Origin of the sequence: Laceyella putida (assembly GCF_042665195.1) — a bacterium.
GTDB lineage: Bacteria > Bacillota > Bacilli > Thermoactinomycetales > Thermoactinomycetaceae > Laceyella > Laceyella putida.
Genome location: NZ_JBHTBW010000009.1, coordinates 45,052 through 61,959, shown reverse-complemented (window position 1 = coordinate 61,959; position 16,908 = coordinate 45,052). Strand labels below are relative to the sequence as shown.

The following is a 16,908-nucleotide window of genomic DNA, read 5'->3' as shown; positions in this document are numbered from 1 at the left end:
CTGTTGGTCCAGCAGGTCCCAGTGGTCCCGTTGCTCCTGTTGGTCCAGCAGGTCCCAGTGGTCCCTGTGGACCCTGTGGTCCCAGTGGTCCCAGTGGTCCCTGTGGTCCCTGTGGTCCCAGTGGTCCCAGTGGACCCTGTGGTCCCAGTGGTCCCAGTGGTCCCTGTGGACCCTGTGGTCCCAGTGGTCCCTGTGGACCCTGTGGTCCCCTTGCTCCTGGGCAACAAATAAATTTCTTTTTCAAGTGGACCCGCTTACATTTTTTCCGCTTGTGCTTATGTTTTTTGCAGCTCATTTATACCCCCCTTTTCCACTAGTTTATGAAATAGAAAATAGAGGAGATTGGATGAATAACAATTATTACAACCTAATTTTGAATAAAAGGGCATCTTCTAGATATCACCATTTCTGAAAAAGTATCATCCAGATATTTCTTAAACGAAGAGGGGAGACTTTTTCTCAAAGTTGCAGACATTTGTTTACGAAAACCTCATCTCAAATAACTCCTCAAAATAGAACTCTTCAAATTTTTTATTAAGAATTCCGTGAAAATAGGCAATTGGATTTTTTACTACTTTTGTTGATTTTAGCTTACTTATTAACTGTTTAAATGACTGAATGGAGGTTACCAGGACTTGATCTGGTTCTTTTTCACGATTGTTTCGATATGCAGCTAAGTTTGTCTTTTCCAATATTCTTCAATCGTCTTTGCTTCTGGAAAAAAATACTTCACTATGTCAACAAAAGTTCGAGGAACTCGATCACATGTAAAAGTGAAATCTAACTTTTTTCCTTCCGTTCTTTTATCTATTGATTATTAGTTTTAGAAAGATTGATAGTTTTATTTATTAATTAACCGAATTATCTTGTCTGTTGGACGTTTCCATGACAATGTTCCTTATTGTGCTAACGGAGTAGGTTAGTTGAAGAAGTTTTTGTTTCAAGCATTAAGTATCGCTTTTGGTCTTGCTTTTGGTATCGCTTTACTACGAGAGGAAAATAGCTAAAAAATAATAACTCATTTAAGGACAGATAGGGATATTTTCTTCTTCAACTAACGGGTACGTTAATTGAATAACGAAATTATTAATTTACCGCAGTACAATATTAATGTTGTTGTAGTAAATGAGGTCATATGTAGTGCAAAAAAAGGATAGATAAAGCTGATAATGATTGCTTTTATCTATCCTTCTCTTTTACCTTATATAATGTGTGACATTATATCTTTTTTCTTTGTTATCAAGCCAAAATCAGTACAATCTTGACTTTTAATAAAATCATGGAATGGATTCCTTTTTTGTTCAGTTTATTCGGGCCATCTGCACTTGCATTCGGATGGTCCCGTTGGTGGCGTTGACGGGTTTGCTTTGCCCAAGGTAGCCGGTTTTCTGGAAGTTGAAATCATAGGTGCCGGGTGGCACGCGCCAGGTAAACCGTCCCAAGGTGTCCGTATAGCGCAACATGCGGGGAAGAGGGACGGGCCGCTTGCCGGTGGGGACGGGGGTGACGGTGACACCGTGGATGGGGCTTCCTTGCAAGTCCAAAACTTGGCCTGTCACTTCGACAAGTTGTTTCCGCTGTGGGGTCGAGGCGGTTGGATTCTTGACGGGTGCGGTGGTTTGCTCCGGCGGTGTGCCGCAACCACTGAGGAGTAACAGGGCGCAGAGGGTGAGGAGAAAGGTGTGTCGAATGGGCATGGTTGTTCCTCCTTGGCTAAACCGATGGAATGTGTGTTTAACTGCAAAAACTTACGGCTTCTTTCAAATCTGATCGTTCCCTTTCACATGGTATTTGATCCCATGTTCGGCAAGGCATTGGCTCATGTGGTTCGCATCGACCGCTTGGCCGAATGCCACAAATTCTTCTTTGCCCTTGCATCCCGCCGTCAAAGCGGAAACAAGGGCGAGGCTGATGATGAATTTTTTCTTCATTCGTAGTCTTAACCTCCCTAAGCAAGAAATAATCTGATCGTTTGGCAGTCTTATTGTTTTGAGTTTGCTGGTGGATCGGTCTCTCTGCGGGATGTGTTGTTTTTCTACGAGTCGCGATTTTGCTGTGTCCTGTCTGTAGACGAGGGTTGCATTTGCAAATGGGTGTGGAGTGAAAGAGTGACAGCAAAAGCCATATGAAGATGAATATAAGAAGTTATATGAAAGATTGTATAATATATCATGGGTAAAATCATATCTGGTCTCATATCCCATTCCATACGGACTCACTTGACTACTCCCAATGCCTAAAGGCAGGGGATTCTTGGTTAAGTTCCCTTCCACCGAAGGGAACTTAACCAAGCTTAGACCGCCAGCCCAGCGCAGAGTCTTAAACCTTCTTGTAAAATGTTTATCGATGCGTTGATATCTCTGTCATGGTTTGTGTGACACTCTGGGCATGTCCACTGTCTGAGGTTGAGACTTTTTACTTCCTTGTTTCTGTAACCACAGTTGGAACATAGTTGGCTAGATGGAAAAGTTTTTCCGACTTTGACAATGATTCTTCCATACCATTTAGCCTTATACTCCAACATGGATACAAATTCAGACCATGACGCATCGGTAATTGATTTAGCTACGTTGTGGTTTTTAATCATGTTTTTTACCTGTAAGTCTTCCAGACAGATGACTTGGTTTTCGCGAATCAGTTTGGTAGACAGTTTATGTAGAAAATCATGTCTAGCATTAACGATCTTTTCGTGGATTCCAGAAACCTTGACCCGTGCTTTGTTCCAATTGGAACCGCCTTTTTGACGGCGTGATAGGATTCGTTGCAAAAAGGAGGAAAAATAATGGCACGAAAGAAATTTACCACTTCTTTAGATGAAGAAGTGATTAAGCAATTAAAGCTACAAGCTGTTAAAGAGAATACAGATGCTAGCAAGATTATTGAGAAGTTAGTCAAAGAATATTTACAAAAATTATCGGACTTACGAGAGGGTTAAAACCCTCCCTCGTCCGACGCTCGCTCTCATCCCCATAGCTGAAGCTAGGGGTTTTCTCGCTCGCATTGATATAAAAAAATAAACAGGTCCCTGGTTCCAAAAAACGTCGGAATCGGGGACCTTTGTCATGGTTTAACTCGGTTTGAGCCGCACCTTCAAGTGGGGCACGGTTTTGCCCGGACGCGCGTCAACCCGCACTTTGTGTGTGACATAGCTGGGTTTGTGGAAGACGAAGTCATAGGTGCCGCTGGGAACCGTCCAAGAGAAGTGTCCGTCTTTGTCTGTGTAGATGGCGATCTCGGGGATGGGACCACTCGTTTTGTCAGCTGGCTCCGGGGTGACCAAGACCCCGGGCAAGGGATGGCCCGCCGGATCGGTGACGGTGCCGGTGATGGTGACGCGCTGCACCGGTTGGGAATCAGGCGGTTCATCGCCCAGGGCGTTGTTGCATCCGCCGCTGACCATCAGGCCGAGCGAAAGCACGGAAATGAGGAAGATGGAGATGCGTGAGCGGTTCATGATGACCCTCCTTCAACGAAAAAGATAGAGAGGAACCCCCCTCTATCTTTATAGACGTTATTGTGCCTTCCAAGTATTCAAGTTATTGTAAACTTCTTGGGTGATCCGTGTCCCCCGGTTATAGCTGGAACCGCCGTAGACGCCATTGGTGTGGATGGCGATGGCGCAGGTGCCGCAATCGGAGTAGCTGTTTTGGTAGACGGGCGAACCGCTTTGGCCACCATAAGTGTCGTTTGCGTAAAGCAGTTTGTATGTTTGGGTTTCGCGAATTTGATCGGCATGTTGCCATTGGGTTCCGTATGTTTTGTCACCGGGATATCCGCTGATGTTTTCCGCTGTGCCGTTCAAGGAACCCGATTGGTAACGGTAACCGAACCAACCGGTGGCGTTTCCGATGTCCTTGTCCAGTTTGATGGCGCCGTAATCATAGTTGGAATCTCCATTTTGCACCCACCCGGATACGGAGAAGAATTCCACCCCATTGGCGGAACCATAGGGAAGGCTGTCTCCGTCGCGTCCGGGATAGACCGTGGCGGAGGAAGCCCATTTATTATTGTTTGGATCATAAATGCAATGCCCGGCGGTGGCCACGGTATCCGGCCCGATGAGCCAGCCGGTGCATCCGCCGATATCGCTGACGATATGTACGATGGCGCTGTAAGGATAGGAAGCGGTGTCGGTCACACGCGTGCGGTTATCCGAGCCGATGACGGATTCGGTATGCGCATTACGTTGGGGTTTGGCTTCATTCGCGGGCGCATCAAGGTAGATCCGCTCTTGGGTGCCCCTGTGCCCTTTGGTGTAAGCGCCAAAGCGTTGTTTGACCATGTCTTTGTCTTGTTTGACGGGATGGACGGTTCTCCCTTTGTTGGAAACGGGGGTGTGGGGAGACACTGTCGCCGCCGAAGTGGCATCGACGGCGTACCCACTGAAAGGGAATGTGATGGAGCACAAAAACGAAAGGGCAACAGCAGCAGAAAACATTCGTTTTTTGATCAGCATGGATCGAACTCCTTTGTAGGTTTTGACACGGATCTGACGGATGGCCAGATCTTCTTGGTGGGCTCAAGCTACACCAAGCAATCCCCGCGCGTCACACGGTTCCATAAAGTGGATTTCTTGGGACCGAATGTCTACTCTGTGAATATTATAAATAGAGACAAAAATATTTACAATCTTAATATTTGATTATTAATCAACTTTTTTGTGTCATATCTATTTATATAAAAGGTTGTTTGTTTATTAGGGGATTTTTTATCTTGGTGAATGATATTATTTTGAATAGTCAATAAAAATCGGATTGAAGATGAGGTGGGCGGCAGGGGACGTTTTCTTTTGGTCGGCGCGGATCTTCGTGATGGGGCCGTCGGGCATGGGGGAGCAGGCGCTTTATGATTCGACCGTGCATTGTGGGTAGCCGCGACAAAGGGAAAGATCCCCGTTGGCGGGGGATCTTGAGGCTGCTGACAAAGTGGCCCCGGAGTCGATTTTTGAGTCTGCGTTCCTTGGTCGCTTTATCAGGAAGTAGCTCCGTCGCCGAACTCCGGCGCGGGCAAAGTCACTGTCGTTCTTAGTGTTGCCCGCTGCCCTCCTCCGTTCGGCACTCCGCTTGTTTCACAGCTCCCAGTCACTCCGCTTTCAAAAATCTTCCTTCTCTAGGCTTTGTCATTATCCTGAGATCCCCGTTGGCGGGGGATCTTCTTTGTGTGCGCGTCAGGATGTGGCCTTGCCTGTTTTCGTGTCAAATTGATGCGGTTTAAACGAAACGAGGCGACCCGCCCGATGAAACACGCGATGCGGCATGGCCTCATATCCCTTTTCACGCAACAGATGGAAAGCCATTTGTTTGGCGGCGTCATCCGTCGCGGCTTCCAATGCTTGGTCGATCAACACTTGGCCATTGCCATCGTAAACGGTCATATGATACATGTGCCTGTTTCCCCCTTTGCAGAGCAATTGGTAATAATCTCATTATATTAAATATGAATAAAAAAGAGGAGCCTGAGTAAAAGATACTGAACGTTTCAACGATGCCATAGCACGTACCCGGACCAGTGCGAATGTTCAAATTGGCATTGACTGGGTATTTATCATATACATCAGCAAAGGTTACTGATTCAGGCACCAACAAAGCGGAGAAAGCCAAACCCAGGGATGTTACCCAAGAGCTAATTTCTCAAGCATAAAGTTGAACCTCCTCAAAAATGTTAATATGCCACTATCAAGCTGATTTTTAGTATGATGCTGTTCTTGCTTCACTAAAATATGACCCATCGTCATGCAATCCCCACGCGTAGGACGTAACGTTGTGGTCGTTTTCCTGAAGAGTCCAACAAACGGATTGGCCACCTCTTAATTCGCATTCATAGCTCCGTCCGTCGCTGTTGCGAACGATCCGCGCTTTGCCTAATCCGCGCACACTCGGTTCATGGGGATAATTTGCGGTTATTCTTGCCCAAGTCGTTTCACAGGAAGGACTATAGCGCAATTCAATAACAGAATCGGCGTCAATTCTGGCTGAATGAACCGTTCTCGCATCGTTGGCGCAAGGTGTTTGATCTGGCCAGGTTCCGGTCCAACTCTCCGACCATGCATATGTGTGACTATTGAATCCAAAAAAGGTAATAACAAACACAGTGAACAATATAGAAAAGTCGTAAAAAAATAGGAGGCAGCGAAGCGCAGGAAGTGCGTAACTCCCTCTGCCAAAAAAACTCTTCCTTTGTGTTCATATAAATAAAGGAAGAGTTTTTTTCTATTCATTTTGCATTTCAGTCGATTAAGGGATTCTTTTATTCGGCATGGGATGGTTTGAGTTTGCCGAATGCCGTTTGATCCAATGCTTTTTTCAGGTCTTTGCGCATTTCCCGTTCGACGTTGGCCTGTTCCCCGTTTTCGGTTCGGGCATTGATGCGAATGATTGTTTCGGTGGCATTCATGTTTTCCACACCCAAGACTTTCGGGCCTTCGACAATGGCGGGAATGCGTTGTTTCATCTTTTGGCATTCTTGTTCCAGGAATTTGATCACTTGCTCCACGTCGATGTCTGCGGGCAACGGGAGGTCCACTGTGGCTTGCATCACACCGCGAGAGTGGTTGGTGAGTGATTTGATGTCACGATTCAAAAGGAAATGAAGGTCTCCATTGGTCGAGCGCAATTGCAAGGTACGCAGACCCACGTGCTCCACGGTGCCGCTGTAGCCGTTAACGGTGATCTCTTCCCCCACATGGACTTGGTCTTCCAGCAACATAAAGAAGCCGGTGACGATATCGCTGACCAGGTCCTTGGCGCCAAAGCCGATCGCCAATCCCAAGACGCCGGCGCTGGCGAGAAGAGCCGAAATGTTGATTCCGAATTCGGATAAGATGGACACCAAGGCGATGAAGAAGATCACATAGGAGGCGATGTTGATCAGAAGACTCTGTATGGTGTGGATGCGCTGCTGCGTGCCTTTATTCAGCCGTTTGCTCGATTCGGTTGCGCGCACAATGATTCTTTTGATGATGACATGGGCGATGTAAGCCAGAACGAGGATAACGAGGATCTTGATGGCGGAACCGAAGATGCCGCCGATTTGGAAGAGATTGAACATAGCTGTTCCTCCTGTTTTTTGTCGCATTTATTTCGTATTGCTGATTTTCTCGCCAACCACTATAATCCATTTGCGGATATGTATGAAAAGGTGGTTGATCCTGTGAGTCAATCATGGTCAAAGAAACGGTTTTATATCTTGGTTCTGGTCGTGTGCATTACCGGGGCGTCGCAAGGCTTGCTCATTCCTTTGTTGACGACGTTGCTAGAAGAACAAGGCGTCAGCCCGGATGTCAATGGACTCAGTGCCACGGCGTTGTATGTAGGGATTCTGATCGCTTCTCCGCTCAGCGCGTCCCTGGTGGGGCGATACGGATACAAGAAGATGGTTTTGTTCGGACTGTTCATCACCACCCTGGCGGTGGCGCTCCTGCCTTTCTTCTCCGGCATCTGGGAGTGGAGCGTCCTCCGGTTCATTGTGGGCATTGGGGATAGCCTTCTTCATTATGCTACCCAATTATGGATTACCACAACAGCTTTGGAGAGTGAACGGGGGAAACGCATTTCCCAGTATGGATTCGCCTATGGGTTGGGGTTTGGGATGGGGCCGCTTGGGCTGAACCTGTTGGTTTTCGGCGAAAATGCCCCATTGTGGACCATGCTGGGTCTCTTGGTCGTCACTTTGTGTCTGGCCCTTCAGCTGCAAGAAGAGGCAAGCCCGGTCACTGATCAGCAACGGGAGTCCAAAGCGACGAAACATCAGGTGGCCACCGTGTACCGCGTCGGTTTGGTCGCGTTGTGCCCGGCGCTCTTATACGGCTTTTTGGAAGCGGCGTTGGCGGGCAACTTCCCGGTGATCGGTTTGCGCGAGGGCATCTCCAAATCGTGGATTTCGGTGCTGATTTCCGCCTTTGTGTGGGGAAGTTTGGTCTTCCAGATTCCACTTGGCATACTGGGTGACAAAATCGGTCGGAAACGCTTGTTGATGGCGGTATGCAGTATTGGCGCCGTGGGGATGTTTCTCATCCCTTTTTTGATGTCGAATGTCTGGGCCCTGTTTATCGCGTTTTCCCTCATCGGTGGGATGATTGGCTCGATCTTTTCCATGGGTTTGGCGTTTTTGGCCGATTTGCTGCCGGCGCGTCATCTCCCCACTGCGAATGTGATCGCGTCGGTTCACTTTAGCCTGGGCAGCATGTTGGGCCCCTATCTGGGCGGATTGTCAATCAAAGTGTGGGGCGGCCATGTGTTGTTCTATTTGATCGCCGGCGCTTTGGCATCGTTTGTCTTGCTTGCGCTGACGTACCGGAGTGCGGTCGTGGCGGAACCTTCCTTGCCCGTGCAAGAAAAACAGATCGGTTAATAAGGAAGCCCCCTTCCCTTATCATGCGGGAACGGGGTTTTCGTTTAGTATTCTCTTTGTTCCCACTCACTTCCTGTCACTTGGAGCGGAAGGATATGTCCATTTTCGAAAACGAGAGCGGGCTTGCCCACGTACCATCCCCGCCCGTTGACCGAGCCATCGGTTTGGTAGCGGAACCGCACATGACGAGCGGTGTCGGGGAGGGGCAAGCTGGGGTGTTCCCAACCCTGGCTGCGTCCAGTGAAGGAATAGAGGGGCTGCCAAGCATTCCCGTCGGTTGAAACTTCCACGATGCCGAAATCGACGCCTGCTTCGATGTGGTGCCAAGTGGAGAATTGGAGTTTCCTCTTTCCCGTATGCTCAGGGAGCGTGGCCGTCAGCGTGCGGTTCAATTGATCACCGTATCCGGCAAACCAAGCGGGCTGTCGCATCGACACAGGGATGGCGTCGGCGGTAAGGCGGGCCGTTTGCCGTCTGACTGGATTGAGTGAAGGCGTTTGGCGGGTCGGGTGGACCCGGTTGGTGAGCAGGATCGTGATGGTGCTTTGTTCGCGATTGATGACCAGTGAAGTTCCGGTGAAACCGGTATGGCCAAACGCATATGGACTGGCCAAGGCGTCCATATACCAACCTTGATTCAGCTCCCAGCCCAACCCGTGGTCATCTCCGGGGAAGTCCGCATTGAAGTTGTGTTCCATCAACTCCACCGTCTTTTCTTCCAGGATGCGGGTGGAACCGTATTTCCCTTTCAACAGAAAGAGATGGGCCAATTTGGCCAGATCGCCCGCAGTGGAAAAAACGCCGGCATGGCCCGCAACCCCGTCCAGGGAAGCGGCGTTTTCGTCATGCACTTCGCCCCAGACCAGTCCCCGGTCGGGAGAAGACTGATATTCCGTGGCGGCGGTGCGGTATTTGAGCCAGGCGGGTGGATTATACATCGTATGTTTCATGCCGAGCGGTCCGGTGACGGTCTCTTTCACATATTGGTCGAGCCGTTCGCCGGAAAGGCGTTCGACCAAGGCTCCCAGGGCAATCATATTGAGATCGCTGTACACATAGGTGCTTCCCGGCGCGTGATCGAGCGGGTAGCGGAAGACCTCGGCAAGGCGGTCGTCCCGGTTATGGCCCATGGTGTACAAGGGGATGCCGGGACGGAAACCGGAGGTGTGCGTGAGCAATTGCTTGATGGTGACGGATGCCTTTCCATTTTGCGCGAACTCTGGAATGTAGCGGCTCACCGGATCATCCAGCGCAAACGCGCCTTCTTCATAGAGATTCATCACGGCGATGGTGGTGAAGATTTTACTGATTGAAGCGAGATCAAAGAGGGTGTGATTGTCCATGGGCACGGGATGGGCGAGGGGTGTTTGTTGTTGGTCGAGATATTTTGCGGCATAGCCATACGCCTGTTGTTTGACGATGACACCGCGCCGGGCGACCAGCAAGACCGCACCCGGCATATGCCCTTGGTTGATCGCCTGTCGGATGGAGGTGTCCAATGCGTTGAGCGGCTCTGGTCGCATGCCCGCGGCTTGCGGTGGTCCCGCGTGCAGGACAGGGCTCGTCGGAAACGGAACATCCCAGCTTGCCGGTTGCGATAGAACTTTCGGCATGACAGGGGGGAGGGGTTTGTACTCTTTTTCAGTCAATGGGTCGGGAGCGGCATGCAGAACAGACGGGATGGACATGAGAAGGGTCAAAAGGAGACTCGACAGAGGTACCCAGGGTGGGCGAAGATGCATGCGGATACCCTCCTTTTATTTGTTGGGGTTATTATTTATATTTTATCAAAAATTTCTTCATAAAAACAAAAAAACCCCCTGTAAAGGGAGTTTGTTGACAATGCGGCCCCGGAGTCGATTTTTGAGTCTTCGTTCCACAGTCGCTTTATCGGGAAGTAGCTCCGTTGCCGAACTCCGGCGCGGGCTTGTTCTCGTGAGTTTGAGGGCCTGTCCTCGTAAGTTTGAGGGCCTGTCCTCGTGAGTTTGAGGGCAAAGTCACTGCCGTTCTTAGAGTTGCCCGCTTACCTTCTCCGTTCTTAATGAAGCTTGATAAAAAGCTCCCAGTAACGAAGCTTTCACCCCCAGGGTACAGGCAAAAATCTTCCTCCTCTGGGGTTTGTTATTAGTGAAGGCGGCATATTTAGTAGCGGGCAAACTCCTACACTTGATAGCGGAATCCATCATGCGCGATATGGGTGCGGCGAAAGACGGATTGTGCTTCCGCCAATAGCTGCGCATGATCTTCCTGCATAAAGCGAGAGCTGATATGGGTGAGAATCAGGGCTTTGGCGTTGGCTTCCTTTGCCAGGGTTGCCGCTTGGACACAAGTGGAGTGATGATGGGCGTTGGCCAGGTCTTCTTGTCCCGCCCCGTAGGTTGATTCGTGAACCAATAGGTCGGCGTCTTGCGCCAAGATTCCGGCGGCTGGCGTGGGACGGGTATCTCCCAAGATCGCCAGGATGCGGCCCGGTTTGGGAGGATGGATAAATTCTTTGCCGTCGATGACGCGCCCATCGGGAAGGGTGACGGTTTTCCCTTGTTTGATCTCCTGATACAAGGGACCCGGAGGGATTTGCAGGGCTTTCAGCTTCTGCGCATCCAATGCTCCCGGTTGATCCTTCTCCTGAAGCCGATAGCCGTAACAAGGGATGCCGTGATCCAATTTCTTCACTGTTACGGTAAAGTGATCTTCCTCGATCACATCCCCATCTTCCACTTCTTTGATGGTGAGGGGATAGCGCAAGTAAGTGCAACTCGTTTCCATCGTCACTTCAACAAAGGTGCGCAATCCTTTGGGGCCGTATAAAGTAAGGGGTGTTTCGGCGCCCTGAAAGCTGCGGCTCCCCAACACACCAGGGAGACCGTAGATATGGTCCCCGTGGAGATGGGTGATGAAAATCCGGCTGACTTTCCCCAATCGGATGGGATGGTCCAGGATTTGGTGCTGGGTCGCCTCACCGCAATCGAAGAGCCATGTTTCCCCTTTATACTCCGGCATGATGAGGGCGAGGGCCGAGACGTTGCGTTGTTTGGATGGAATGCCGGCGCCTGTGCCCAAGAATAAAAGTTCCATCCGCACAGCCTCCTTTCGATGATGATTCCGGACGTCATGTCATTTGGTTACGGCTTGTTTGTTGTACGCCAGCACCCAGCGAACCGCTTCCGCGACCGAAGAGGCGACATGGGTTGCCTCTTGTTTCACCGCGTCATCCGCCACCGCCATCGCGAAACTGTGCGGGGTGAGCCGCAACATGGAGATATCGTTGTAGGAATCACCGATGCAGGCCACTTCCTCTTCCTTTATGCCCAGATGGTCGATTAATTTTTTCAGGCCGGCGCCCTTGGAGATGCCGGGTGGCATAAAGTCGATGCAATGCCGGTCCGAAATGAAAGAGTCCACTTTGCCCGGGAAGCGTTCCTTCACCGCTCTTTCCAACTTCCTGATTTCGTCCATATCGCCGATGTAGCATAACTTGCTGGCGTGGATGGAGGTGCCCAAGCAGTCGAGCACCTCCGCATGCTCTTCAATCGGCATGCGCATTTGCGCCTCGATCTGTTTGACCATTTCGTTCTTGCGCGGGACAAACATGGAGTCTTCTTGGCTGATGAAGCCGGCGAGTTGGTAAGGTTCCGCCATTTGAAACAATTCGCGGGCCGTATCCCCGTCAAAATGGGAGGACAACAGGCATTGATTGCTTGTGTTATAGATGAAAGCACCATTTTGGCTGATGCGATGAAACGTTCCATTCAGTTCATTCATCACGTTGACCAGTTCTTTATCCATGCGCCCGGAGGCGAGGCAAACCTGAACCCCTTCATCCACCAGGGCACGCAAAGCTTCTTTGTTCTCCGGACTCACTGTTTTCTCATCATTGAATAAGGTATTGTCTAAGTCACTTACAAATAAACGGATCATCGTCACATGACACTCTTTCTATTGTAATAATGATATTATTTAGGTTAACACACTTTGCTTCATAAAAGTAAGTCTGGGGAGAATTTAACTTATTTCACATGAATGTTTAAATTTCTCTGCACTGCGCATCAAAGCGGTTGCGATATAGTGTAAGAAAAGACACAAAGAGTAGGGGGTTGGGAGATGAACTTGTTTATGCTGAACCTTTCCATTGTGGCGGGGTTGGTTGTGTTGGTGGGTGTGGGCCTGTCCATTCGCTTTGGCAAGCAAACGCCTCCGCTGGTGAAACCGGCCAATATGTTGAAGCCGGCCGAGTGGCCCGCGGAGGATGTGACGGTTGGATGGGTTGGGCACTCCACTGTCTTAATGAGCTTATATGGAGTGAAAGTGATTACGGATCCGGTATTGGGCGACCGCGTCGGTCAACAACTCGGGGTGGGAGACTGGCAAATTGGGCTACGGCGCCATGTCGCACCCGCGGTCACTTATGAAGATTTGGGCGATGTGGATGTGATTCTGTTGTCCCATGCGCACTTTGATCATTGCGATATTCCCACGTTAAAGCGGTTGGCGCACCCGGATGCGGTCGTGATCGTACCCAAGAATATTTCGCATCTGTTAAGGGGACTTCCTTTCAAACGGATCGTGGAGCTGGGCGGGGAAGAGAAAGTGGAGCTGGCGGAATGGGGGTTGACTGTCAGGGCTGTCCCAGTGAAACACTGGGGCAATCGTTATCCATGGAATACAAATTATGGCTATACCGGCTACCTGCTTGAAAAGCGGGGAACGAGAATTTTCTTCCCGGGCGATACCGCCTATACTCCCGATTTCTATCGGTTGCGCGATCTGGGGCAGATTGATGTGAGCTTTATGCCGATCGGCGCTTATTATCCGGACAAATACCAGTGGGCGCACTGCACCCCCGAACAGGCCTGGCAGATGTTTATCGACACGGGGGCGAAGGTGTTGGTGCCGATCCATTGGGATACGATCAGGTTGTCGCAAGAGCCCCTGCATGAGCCGCTTGAACGGTTGTTGGCGGTGAGCGGAGAAGAGCGGGATCGGATTGTGATTAAGAAGCATGGGGAAACCTATACGTTGGTGAAAAAGAAAACGGCGGTATAAAGGAAAATCCCCCTCATGGACGGTTGTTTGTCCGGAGGGGGGCTTTTATTTAAATGCGTTGATTTTTTGTTACTAGGGCGTGTCTGATAAATATGTCTCCTATCGATCAACTTGATTTGCCAGACATGCCCTAGTTCGTCTGCAGTTCGGCCAATTCCTTTTTCAAGATAGCCGCTTTGATGGCCATGTAATCCACTTCATCCGGCAAGGCGTCTTTCAGCGGGCGCAGTTTGTGCGCTCCCAATTCATCGATCTTCCGCATGATGAGCGCTTCCCATTTGGCCGGGATGAAAGAGTCCCAGTCGAGCGGATGGCCATCCAGGCCCGCGCGGATGAGATGGTCCTCAATCGTTCCCCGCGTCAGTTGGCGCAATTGGGTGATTTCATCGATCGATTTCCCTTCCGTGAACAACCGATAGGTGAGCAGATGACTTTGCTCTTTTTCCGCCTTCCCGTTCGGTTCCTGGGCGGGAGCCGTTTGTTTGCGCCCGTGTTTGTCCACGTGTCCTTGAATCAAGGTTAAGAAGGCTTGGCCATATTTGGCGTATTTTAATTCACCCACGCCGGGGATCGCCAGCATTTCGCGTTCGGTAATCGGCAAACGCCGGCACATCTCTTTGAGCGTGCTGTCCTGAAAAATGAGGTAGGGTGGCAATTGTTCCTGCTCCGATATCGTTTTGCGCAATGCGCGTAATTCTTCAAACAACAGGGAGCCATGGCTGGGCTCGAGCACGGGTGTGCGCCCTTCTTCCTTATGTAGCAACACGCGGCGGGTGCCTTTTAGGACTTCAATCGCCAGCGGGGTCAGTTTGGCGACAGGGACGCTCGGATGCGATAGGTTGAGGGTGATGTATTTGTGGGTCACCAACTGATGGCAGAGCTGGACAATCTCTTTTTCGGTCCGGTCGCTCATGATGCCGTAGGTGGAGAGGCGGTCCAGTCCCCAATCGAGGATGCGTTTGCTCTTGGAACCGCGCAAAACCTTCGCGAGAATGGTGAAGCCAAACCGTTCATTCATGCGCTTCATGCAGGAGAAGATCTTTTGCGCCTCGATGGTGCGGTCTTCTTGGTCCCCCAGTTTTTTGCGACAATTGCCGCATTTGCCGCATGTGTAAGGGTGCTGATCGCCAAAATAACGGATAAAGGCTTGTTGATAACATTCATCGGTAAAGCAGTAATCGACCATGAACCGCAATTTGCCGAGCTCAAATTCCTTGCGGTCCGCCGCCATCTCGGAGTGGTCGATCAGGTATTTTTGCGTCTGGATGTCCGTGGGGGAGAAGAGCAGGATGCACTCGCTCTCATCCCCATCCCGCCCGGCCCGCCCGGCTTCTTGGTAGTAACATTCAAGGTTGCGGGGCAGATTATAATGAATCACAAACCGGACGTTGGATTTGTCGATGCCCATTCCGAAGGCGTTGGTGGCGACGATGGTCTGAATCCGGTCATATGAGAACGCTTCTTGGGCCCGAGTCCGCTCTTCATCGCTCATCCCCGCATGATATTTGGCGACGGGGAAGCCCTCCTCCTCCAGGTATTGGTGCAGTTGATCCACTTCTTTGCGGGTGGAGCAATACAGGATACCCGTCTTTCCCTGATGTTCACGGAGATACTGCGCGATGAATTCCCGTTTCTGTCCCTCGCGGTGCACATAAAAAGACAGGTTGTCCCGTTCCAACTTCGTCGAGAAAATATGCTTCGGTGCGATTTGCAACAAGTTGGCGATATCGTCGCGGACATCGATCGTGGCTGTGGCGGTGAGGGCGGCGATCAATGGGCGGCGCGGCAATTGAAGGAGCAACTCGGCCATGGACCGGTAGCTTGGTCGAAAATCATGTCCCCATGTCGAGATGCAGTGCGCCTCATCGATGGTGACGAGATAGATGGGGAGCGTCTCGAAAATGGTTTGGAAACGTCCCGACTCCAAACGCTCCGGCGCGATATAAAGCAATTTGACCTTGCCTTCGCGCAAAGCCTCGATCCGCTGTTCGATCTCATAGGAATGCAAGGTGCTGTTGATATAAGTGGCGGGGATGCCCAACTGCTTCAAGCCATCCACTTGATCCTTCATCAGGGAGATCAAGGGGGAGATGACGATCGTGATTCCGGGAAACATCAAAGCGGGAATCTGGTAGCAGATGGACTTGCCCCCGCCCGTTGGCATGATCCCCATGGTGTTATGGCCAGCCAGGATGCTTTGGATGATTTTGCGCTGTCCCGGCCGGAAGGCGTCATAACCATAGATTTTCTGCAAGAGTAGTTCCGCTTGTTCAATCGACACCTGAATTCACCACCTACTAACATAGCCCGACGTTTTATGCAACTATTTTACATGATTTTTCCGGTGTCCGCATGAAGGAATTCTCGGAGCAAAACGGTTTTAAGGAATCCATCGCCCATCTCATGCTTGTGAGAAGGATACTTAGAAATATATTCTTTATATGAATATGGAAAGACTGGAGGAGCGAAAAGCATGTTATTCATAGACAACCAGAATATCACCGACCCGCGGATTAACTTGGCGATCGAAGAATACGCGCTGAAGCATCTGGATATCGAGGAGACGTACCTCTTGTTTTATATCAATGAACCTTCCATCATCATTGGGAAACATCAAAACACAGTCGAAGAAATCCATGTGGATTATGTGAGGGAAAAGGGCATTCACGTGGTGCGCCGCCTGTCCGGTGGCGGGGCGGTGTACCATGACTTGGGCAACCTGAATTTCAGCTTTATCACCAAAGACGATGGGAAGAGCTTTGCTAATTTCCGCAAATTCACTGAGCCGGTCATTGACGCGCTGCGGAGCTTGGGCATTGAAGCGGAACTGAGCGGACGCAATGACATCTTGGTTGACGGGAAGAAAATTTCCGGCAATGCCCAGTTCTCCACACGGGGTCGCATGTTTAGCCATGGCACGCTGATGTTTGACGTCAATATCGATGATGTGACGAAAGCTCTGCAAGTGAAAAAGGAAAAAATCGAGTCCAAAGGGATTAAGTCGGTACGCAGCCGGGTGGCCAATATCACCGATTACTTGGCGGAGCCGATGACGATCCAAGCATTTCGGCAAGTGTTGTTGGAGCATATTTTTGCCGGCCACAAGCCGATTCCGCAGTATGTGCTCACGGATAAGGACTGGGCCCGCATTGAGGAAATCTCCAAGGCGCGTTACCGGAACTGGGATTGGAACTTTGGGGAGTCGCCGGAGTTTAACGTTCAGCACAGCAAGCGGTTCCCGATCGGCTCGATCGACATTCGCTTGGATGTTGGTGAAAAAGGCGTCATCAAGCAGTGCAAAATTTATGGAGACTTCTTTGGCGTGGGGGATGTGGCGGATATTGAACAGCGACTGTGCGGAGTGAGGTATGACCGACCGTCCATCGCCCAAGCCTTGGCCGATCTGGATGTAACGCATTACTTCGGCGATATCTCGAAAGAGGAATTCATCGACTTGGTATATTAATGGTTTGGCACACTTCAGCTTGGGGGCTGGAGTGTTTTTTTGACATGGGC

15 protein-coding genes and 1 pseudogene are annotated in these 16,908 nt (G+C 50.4%); 4 read left to right on the top strand and 12 right to left on the bottom strand.

Features of this window, described 5'->3' with window-relative positions; translation table 11 throughout:
* Positions 1-1,301: 1,301 nt before the first annotated feature.
* The 3 genes and pseudogenes from ACFQNG_RS04335 to ACFQNG_RS04325 form a co-directional block, all read right to left on the bottom strand.
* On the bottom strand, positions 1,302-1,697 hold the full coding sequence (locus ACFQNG_RS04335) for a carboxypeptidase-like regulatory domain-containing protein (protein WP_379863630.1): 396 nt from the start codon (positions 1,695-1,697) through the stop codon (positions 1,302-1,304).
* Between the two features lie 63 nt (positions 1,698-1,760).
* Positions 1,761-1,931 carry a hypothetical protein gene (locus ACFQNG_RS04330; RefSeq protein ID WP_379863629.1) on the bottom strand — a complete coding sequence of 57 codons (171 nt, stop codon included), beginning with the start codon at positions 1,929-1,931 and terminating at the stop codon, positions 1,761-1,763.
* A gap of 362 nt (positions 1,932-2,293) precedes the next feature.
* Positions 2,294-2,764: pseudogene (locus ACFQNG_RS04325) on the bottom strand (RNA-guided endonuclease TnpB family protein); the annotation flags it as partial.
* Positions 2,765-2,782: 18 nt separating this feature from the next.
* On the opposite strand from ACFQNG_RS04325, the gene ACFQNG_RS04320 reads away from it, so the two are divergent.
* Positions 2,783-2,935, top strand: a complete 153-nt coding sequence (locus ACFQNG_RS04320; protein ID WP_379863628.1) for a hypothetical protein — start codon at positions 2,783-2,785, stop codon at positions 2,933-2,935.
* 132 nt (positions 2,936-3,067) lie between these two features.
* Here ACFQNG_RS04320 and ACFQNG_RS04315 read toward each other — a convergent pair whose 3' ends face one another.
* The 5 genes from ACFQNG_RS04315 to ACFQNG_RS04295 form a co-directional block, all read right to left on the bottom strand.
* Positions 3,068-3,454 (bottom strand): carboxypeptidase-like regulatory domain-containing protein, encoded by a 387-nt coding sequence (locus tag ACFQNG_RS04315; RefSeq protein ID WP_379863627.1) that lies wholly within the window; start codon positions 3,452-3,454, stop codon positions 3,068-3,070.
* Between the two features lie 57 nt (positions 3,455-3,511).
* Positions 3,512-4,456, bottom strand: a complete 945-nt coding sequence (locus tag ACFQNG_RS04310; RefSeq protein WP_379863626.1) for a trypsin-like serine peptidase — start codon at positions 4,454-4,456, stop codon at positions 3,512-3,514.
* 711 nt (positions 4,457-5,167) lie between these two features.
* Positions 5,168-5,383: a YhzD family protein gene (locus tag ACFQNG_RS04305; RefSeq protein WP_379863625.1), complete on the bottom strand. Its 216-nt coding sequence runs from the start codon at positions 5,381-5,383 to the stop codon at positions 5,168-5,170.
* 304 nt (positions 5,384-5,687) lie between these two features.
* Positions 5,688-6,089 carry a DUF2690 domain-containing protein gene (locus ACFQNG_RS04300; RefSeq protein ID WP_379863637.1) on the bottom strand — a complete coding sequence of 134 codons (402 nt, stop codon included), beginning with the start codon at positions 6,087-6,089 and terminating at the stop codon, positions 5,688-5,690.
* Between the two features lie 157 nt (positions 6,090-6,246).
* On the bottom strand, positions 6,247-7,047 hold the full coding sequence (locus ACFQNG_RS04295) for a mechanosensitive ion channel family protein (protein ID WP_379863624.1): 801 nt from the start codon (positions 7,045-7,047) through the stop codon (positions 6,247-6,249).
* A gap of 102 nt (positions 7,048-7,149) precedes the next feature.
* On the opposite strand from ACFQNG_RS04295, the gene ACFQNG_RS04290 reads away from it, so the two are divergent.
* Positions 7,150-8,349 carry an MFS transporter gene (locus ACFQNG_RS04290; protein ID WP_379863622.1) on the top strand — a complete coding sequence of 400 codons (1,200 nt, stop codon included), beginning with the start codon at positions 7,150-7,152 and terminating at the stop codon, positions 8,347-8,349.
* Between the two features lie 44 nt (positions 8,350-8,393).
* Here ACFQNG_RS04290 and ACFQNG_RS04285 read toward each other — a convergent pair whose 3' ends face one another.
* From ACFQNG_RS04285 to ACFQNG_RS04275, 3 genes are all read right to left on the bottom strand, one after another.
* Positions 8,394-10,091, bottom strand: a complete 1,698-nt coding sequence (locus tag ACFQNG_RS04285; RefSeq protein ID WP_379863621.1) for a serine hydrolase domain-containing protein — start codon at positions 10,089-10,091, stop codon at positions 8,394-8,396.
* Between the two features lie 418 nt (positions 10,092-10,509).
* Complete coding sequence (gene rnz, locus ACFQNG_RS04280; RefSeq protein ID WP_379863620.1) at positions 10,510-11,424, bottom strand: ribonuclease Z; 915 nt, start codon at positions 11,422-11,424, stop codon at positions 10,510-10,512.
* A gap of 39 nt (positions 11,425-11,463) precedes the next feature.
* Positions 11,464-12,267 carry a Cof-type HAD-IIB family hydrolase gene (locus tag ACFQNG_RS04275; protein WP_379863619.1) on the bottom strand — a complete coding sequence of 268 codons (804 nt, stop codon included), beginning with the start codon at positions 12,265-12,267 and terminating at the stop codon, positions 11,464-11,466.
* 183 nt (positions 12,268-12,450) lie between these two features.
* Between ACFQNG_RS04275 and ACFQNG_RS04270 the strand changes: the two genes are divergently transcribed.
* On the top strand, positions 12,451-13,392 hold the full coding sequence (locus ACFQNG_RS04270; RefSeq protein WP_379863618.1) for an MBL fold metallo-hydrolase: 942 nt from the start codon (positions 12,451-12,453) through the stop codon (positions 13,390-13,392).
* Between the two features lie 130 nt (positions 13,393-13,522).
* Here ACFQNG_RS04270 and recQ read toward each other — a convergent pair whose 3' ends face one another.
* The gene (gene recQ / locus ACFQNG_RS04265) at positions 13,523-15,673 is read right to left on the bottom strand and encodes a DNA helicase RecQ (protein WP_379863617.1); all 2,151 of its coding nucleotides are present in this window, start codon (positions 15,671-15,673) and stop codon (positions 13,523-13,525) included.
* A gap of 192 nt (positions 15,674-15,865) precedes the next feature.
* On the opposite strand from recQ, the gene ACFQNG_RS04260 reads away from it, so the two are divergent.
* Positions 15,866-16,858, top strand: coding sequence for a lipoate--protein ligase (locus tag ACFQNG_RS04260; RefSeq protein WP_379863616.1), 993 nt, complete (start codon positions 15,866-15,868; stop codon positions 16,856-16,858).
* Positions 16,859-16,908 lie beyond the last annotated feature (50 nt).

What these genes read in the sequence shown, in the direction of transcription:
- ACFQNG_RS04335 (WP_379863630.1), bottom strand. Translation starts at nt 1,697, where the DNA reads ATGCCCATTCGACACACCTTTCTCCTCACCCTCTGCGCCCTGTTACTC.
- ACFQNG_RS04330 (WP_379863629.1), bottom strand. Translation starts at nt 1,931, where the DNA reads ATGAAGAAAAAATTCATCATCAGCCTCGCCCTTGTTTCCGCTTTGACG.
- ACFQNG_RS04320 (WP_379863628.1), top strand. Translation starts at nt 2,783, where the DNA reads ATGGCACGAAAGAAATTTACCACTTCTTTAGATGAAGAAGTGATTAAG.
- ACFQNG_RS04315 (WP_379863627.1), bottom strand. Translation starts at nt 3,454, where the DNA reads ATGAACCGCTCACGCATCTCCATCTTCCTCATTTCCGTGCTTTCGCTC.
- ACFQNG_RS04310 (WP_379863626.1), bottom strand. Translation starts at nt 4,456, where the DNA reads ATGCTGATCAAAAAACGAATGTTTTCTGCTGCTGTTGCCCTTTCGTTT.
- ACFQNG_RS04305 (WP_379863625.1), bottom strand. Translation starts at nt 5,383, where the DNA reads ATGTATCATATGACCGTTTACGATGGCAATGGCCAAGTGTTGATCGAC.
- ACFQNG_RS04295 (WP_379863624.1), bottom strand. Translation starts at nt 7,047, where the DNA reads ATGTTCAATCTCTTCCAAATCGGCGGCATCTTCGGTTCCGCCATCAAG.
- ACFQNG_RS04285 (WP_379863621.1), bottom strand. Translation starts at nt 10,091, where the DNA reads ATGCATCTTCGCCCACCCTGGGTACCTCTGTCGAGTCTCCTTTTGACC.
- rnz (WP_379863620.1), bottom strand. Translation starts at nt 11,424, where the DNA reads ATGGAACTTTTATTCTTGGGCACAGGCGCCGGCATTCCATCCAAACAA.
- ACFQNG_RS04275 (WP_379863619.1), bottom strand. Translation starts at nt 12,267, where the DNA reads ATGATCCGTTTATTTGTAAGTGACTTAGACAATACCTTATTCAATGAT.
- ACFQNG_RS04270 (WP_379863618.1), top strand. Translation starts at nt 12,451, where the DNA reads ATGAACTTGTTTATGCTGAACCTTTCCATTGTGGCGGGGTTGGTTGTG.
- ACFQNG_RS04260 (WP_379863616.1), top strand. Translation starts at nt 15,866, where the DNA reads ATGTTATTCATAGACAACCAGAATATCACCGACCCGCGGATTAACTTG.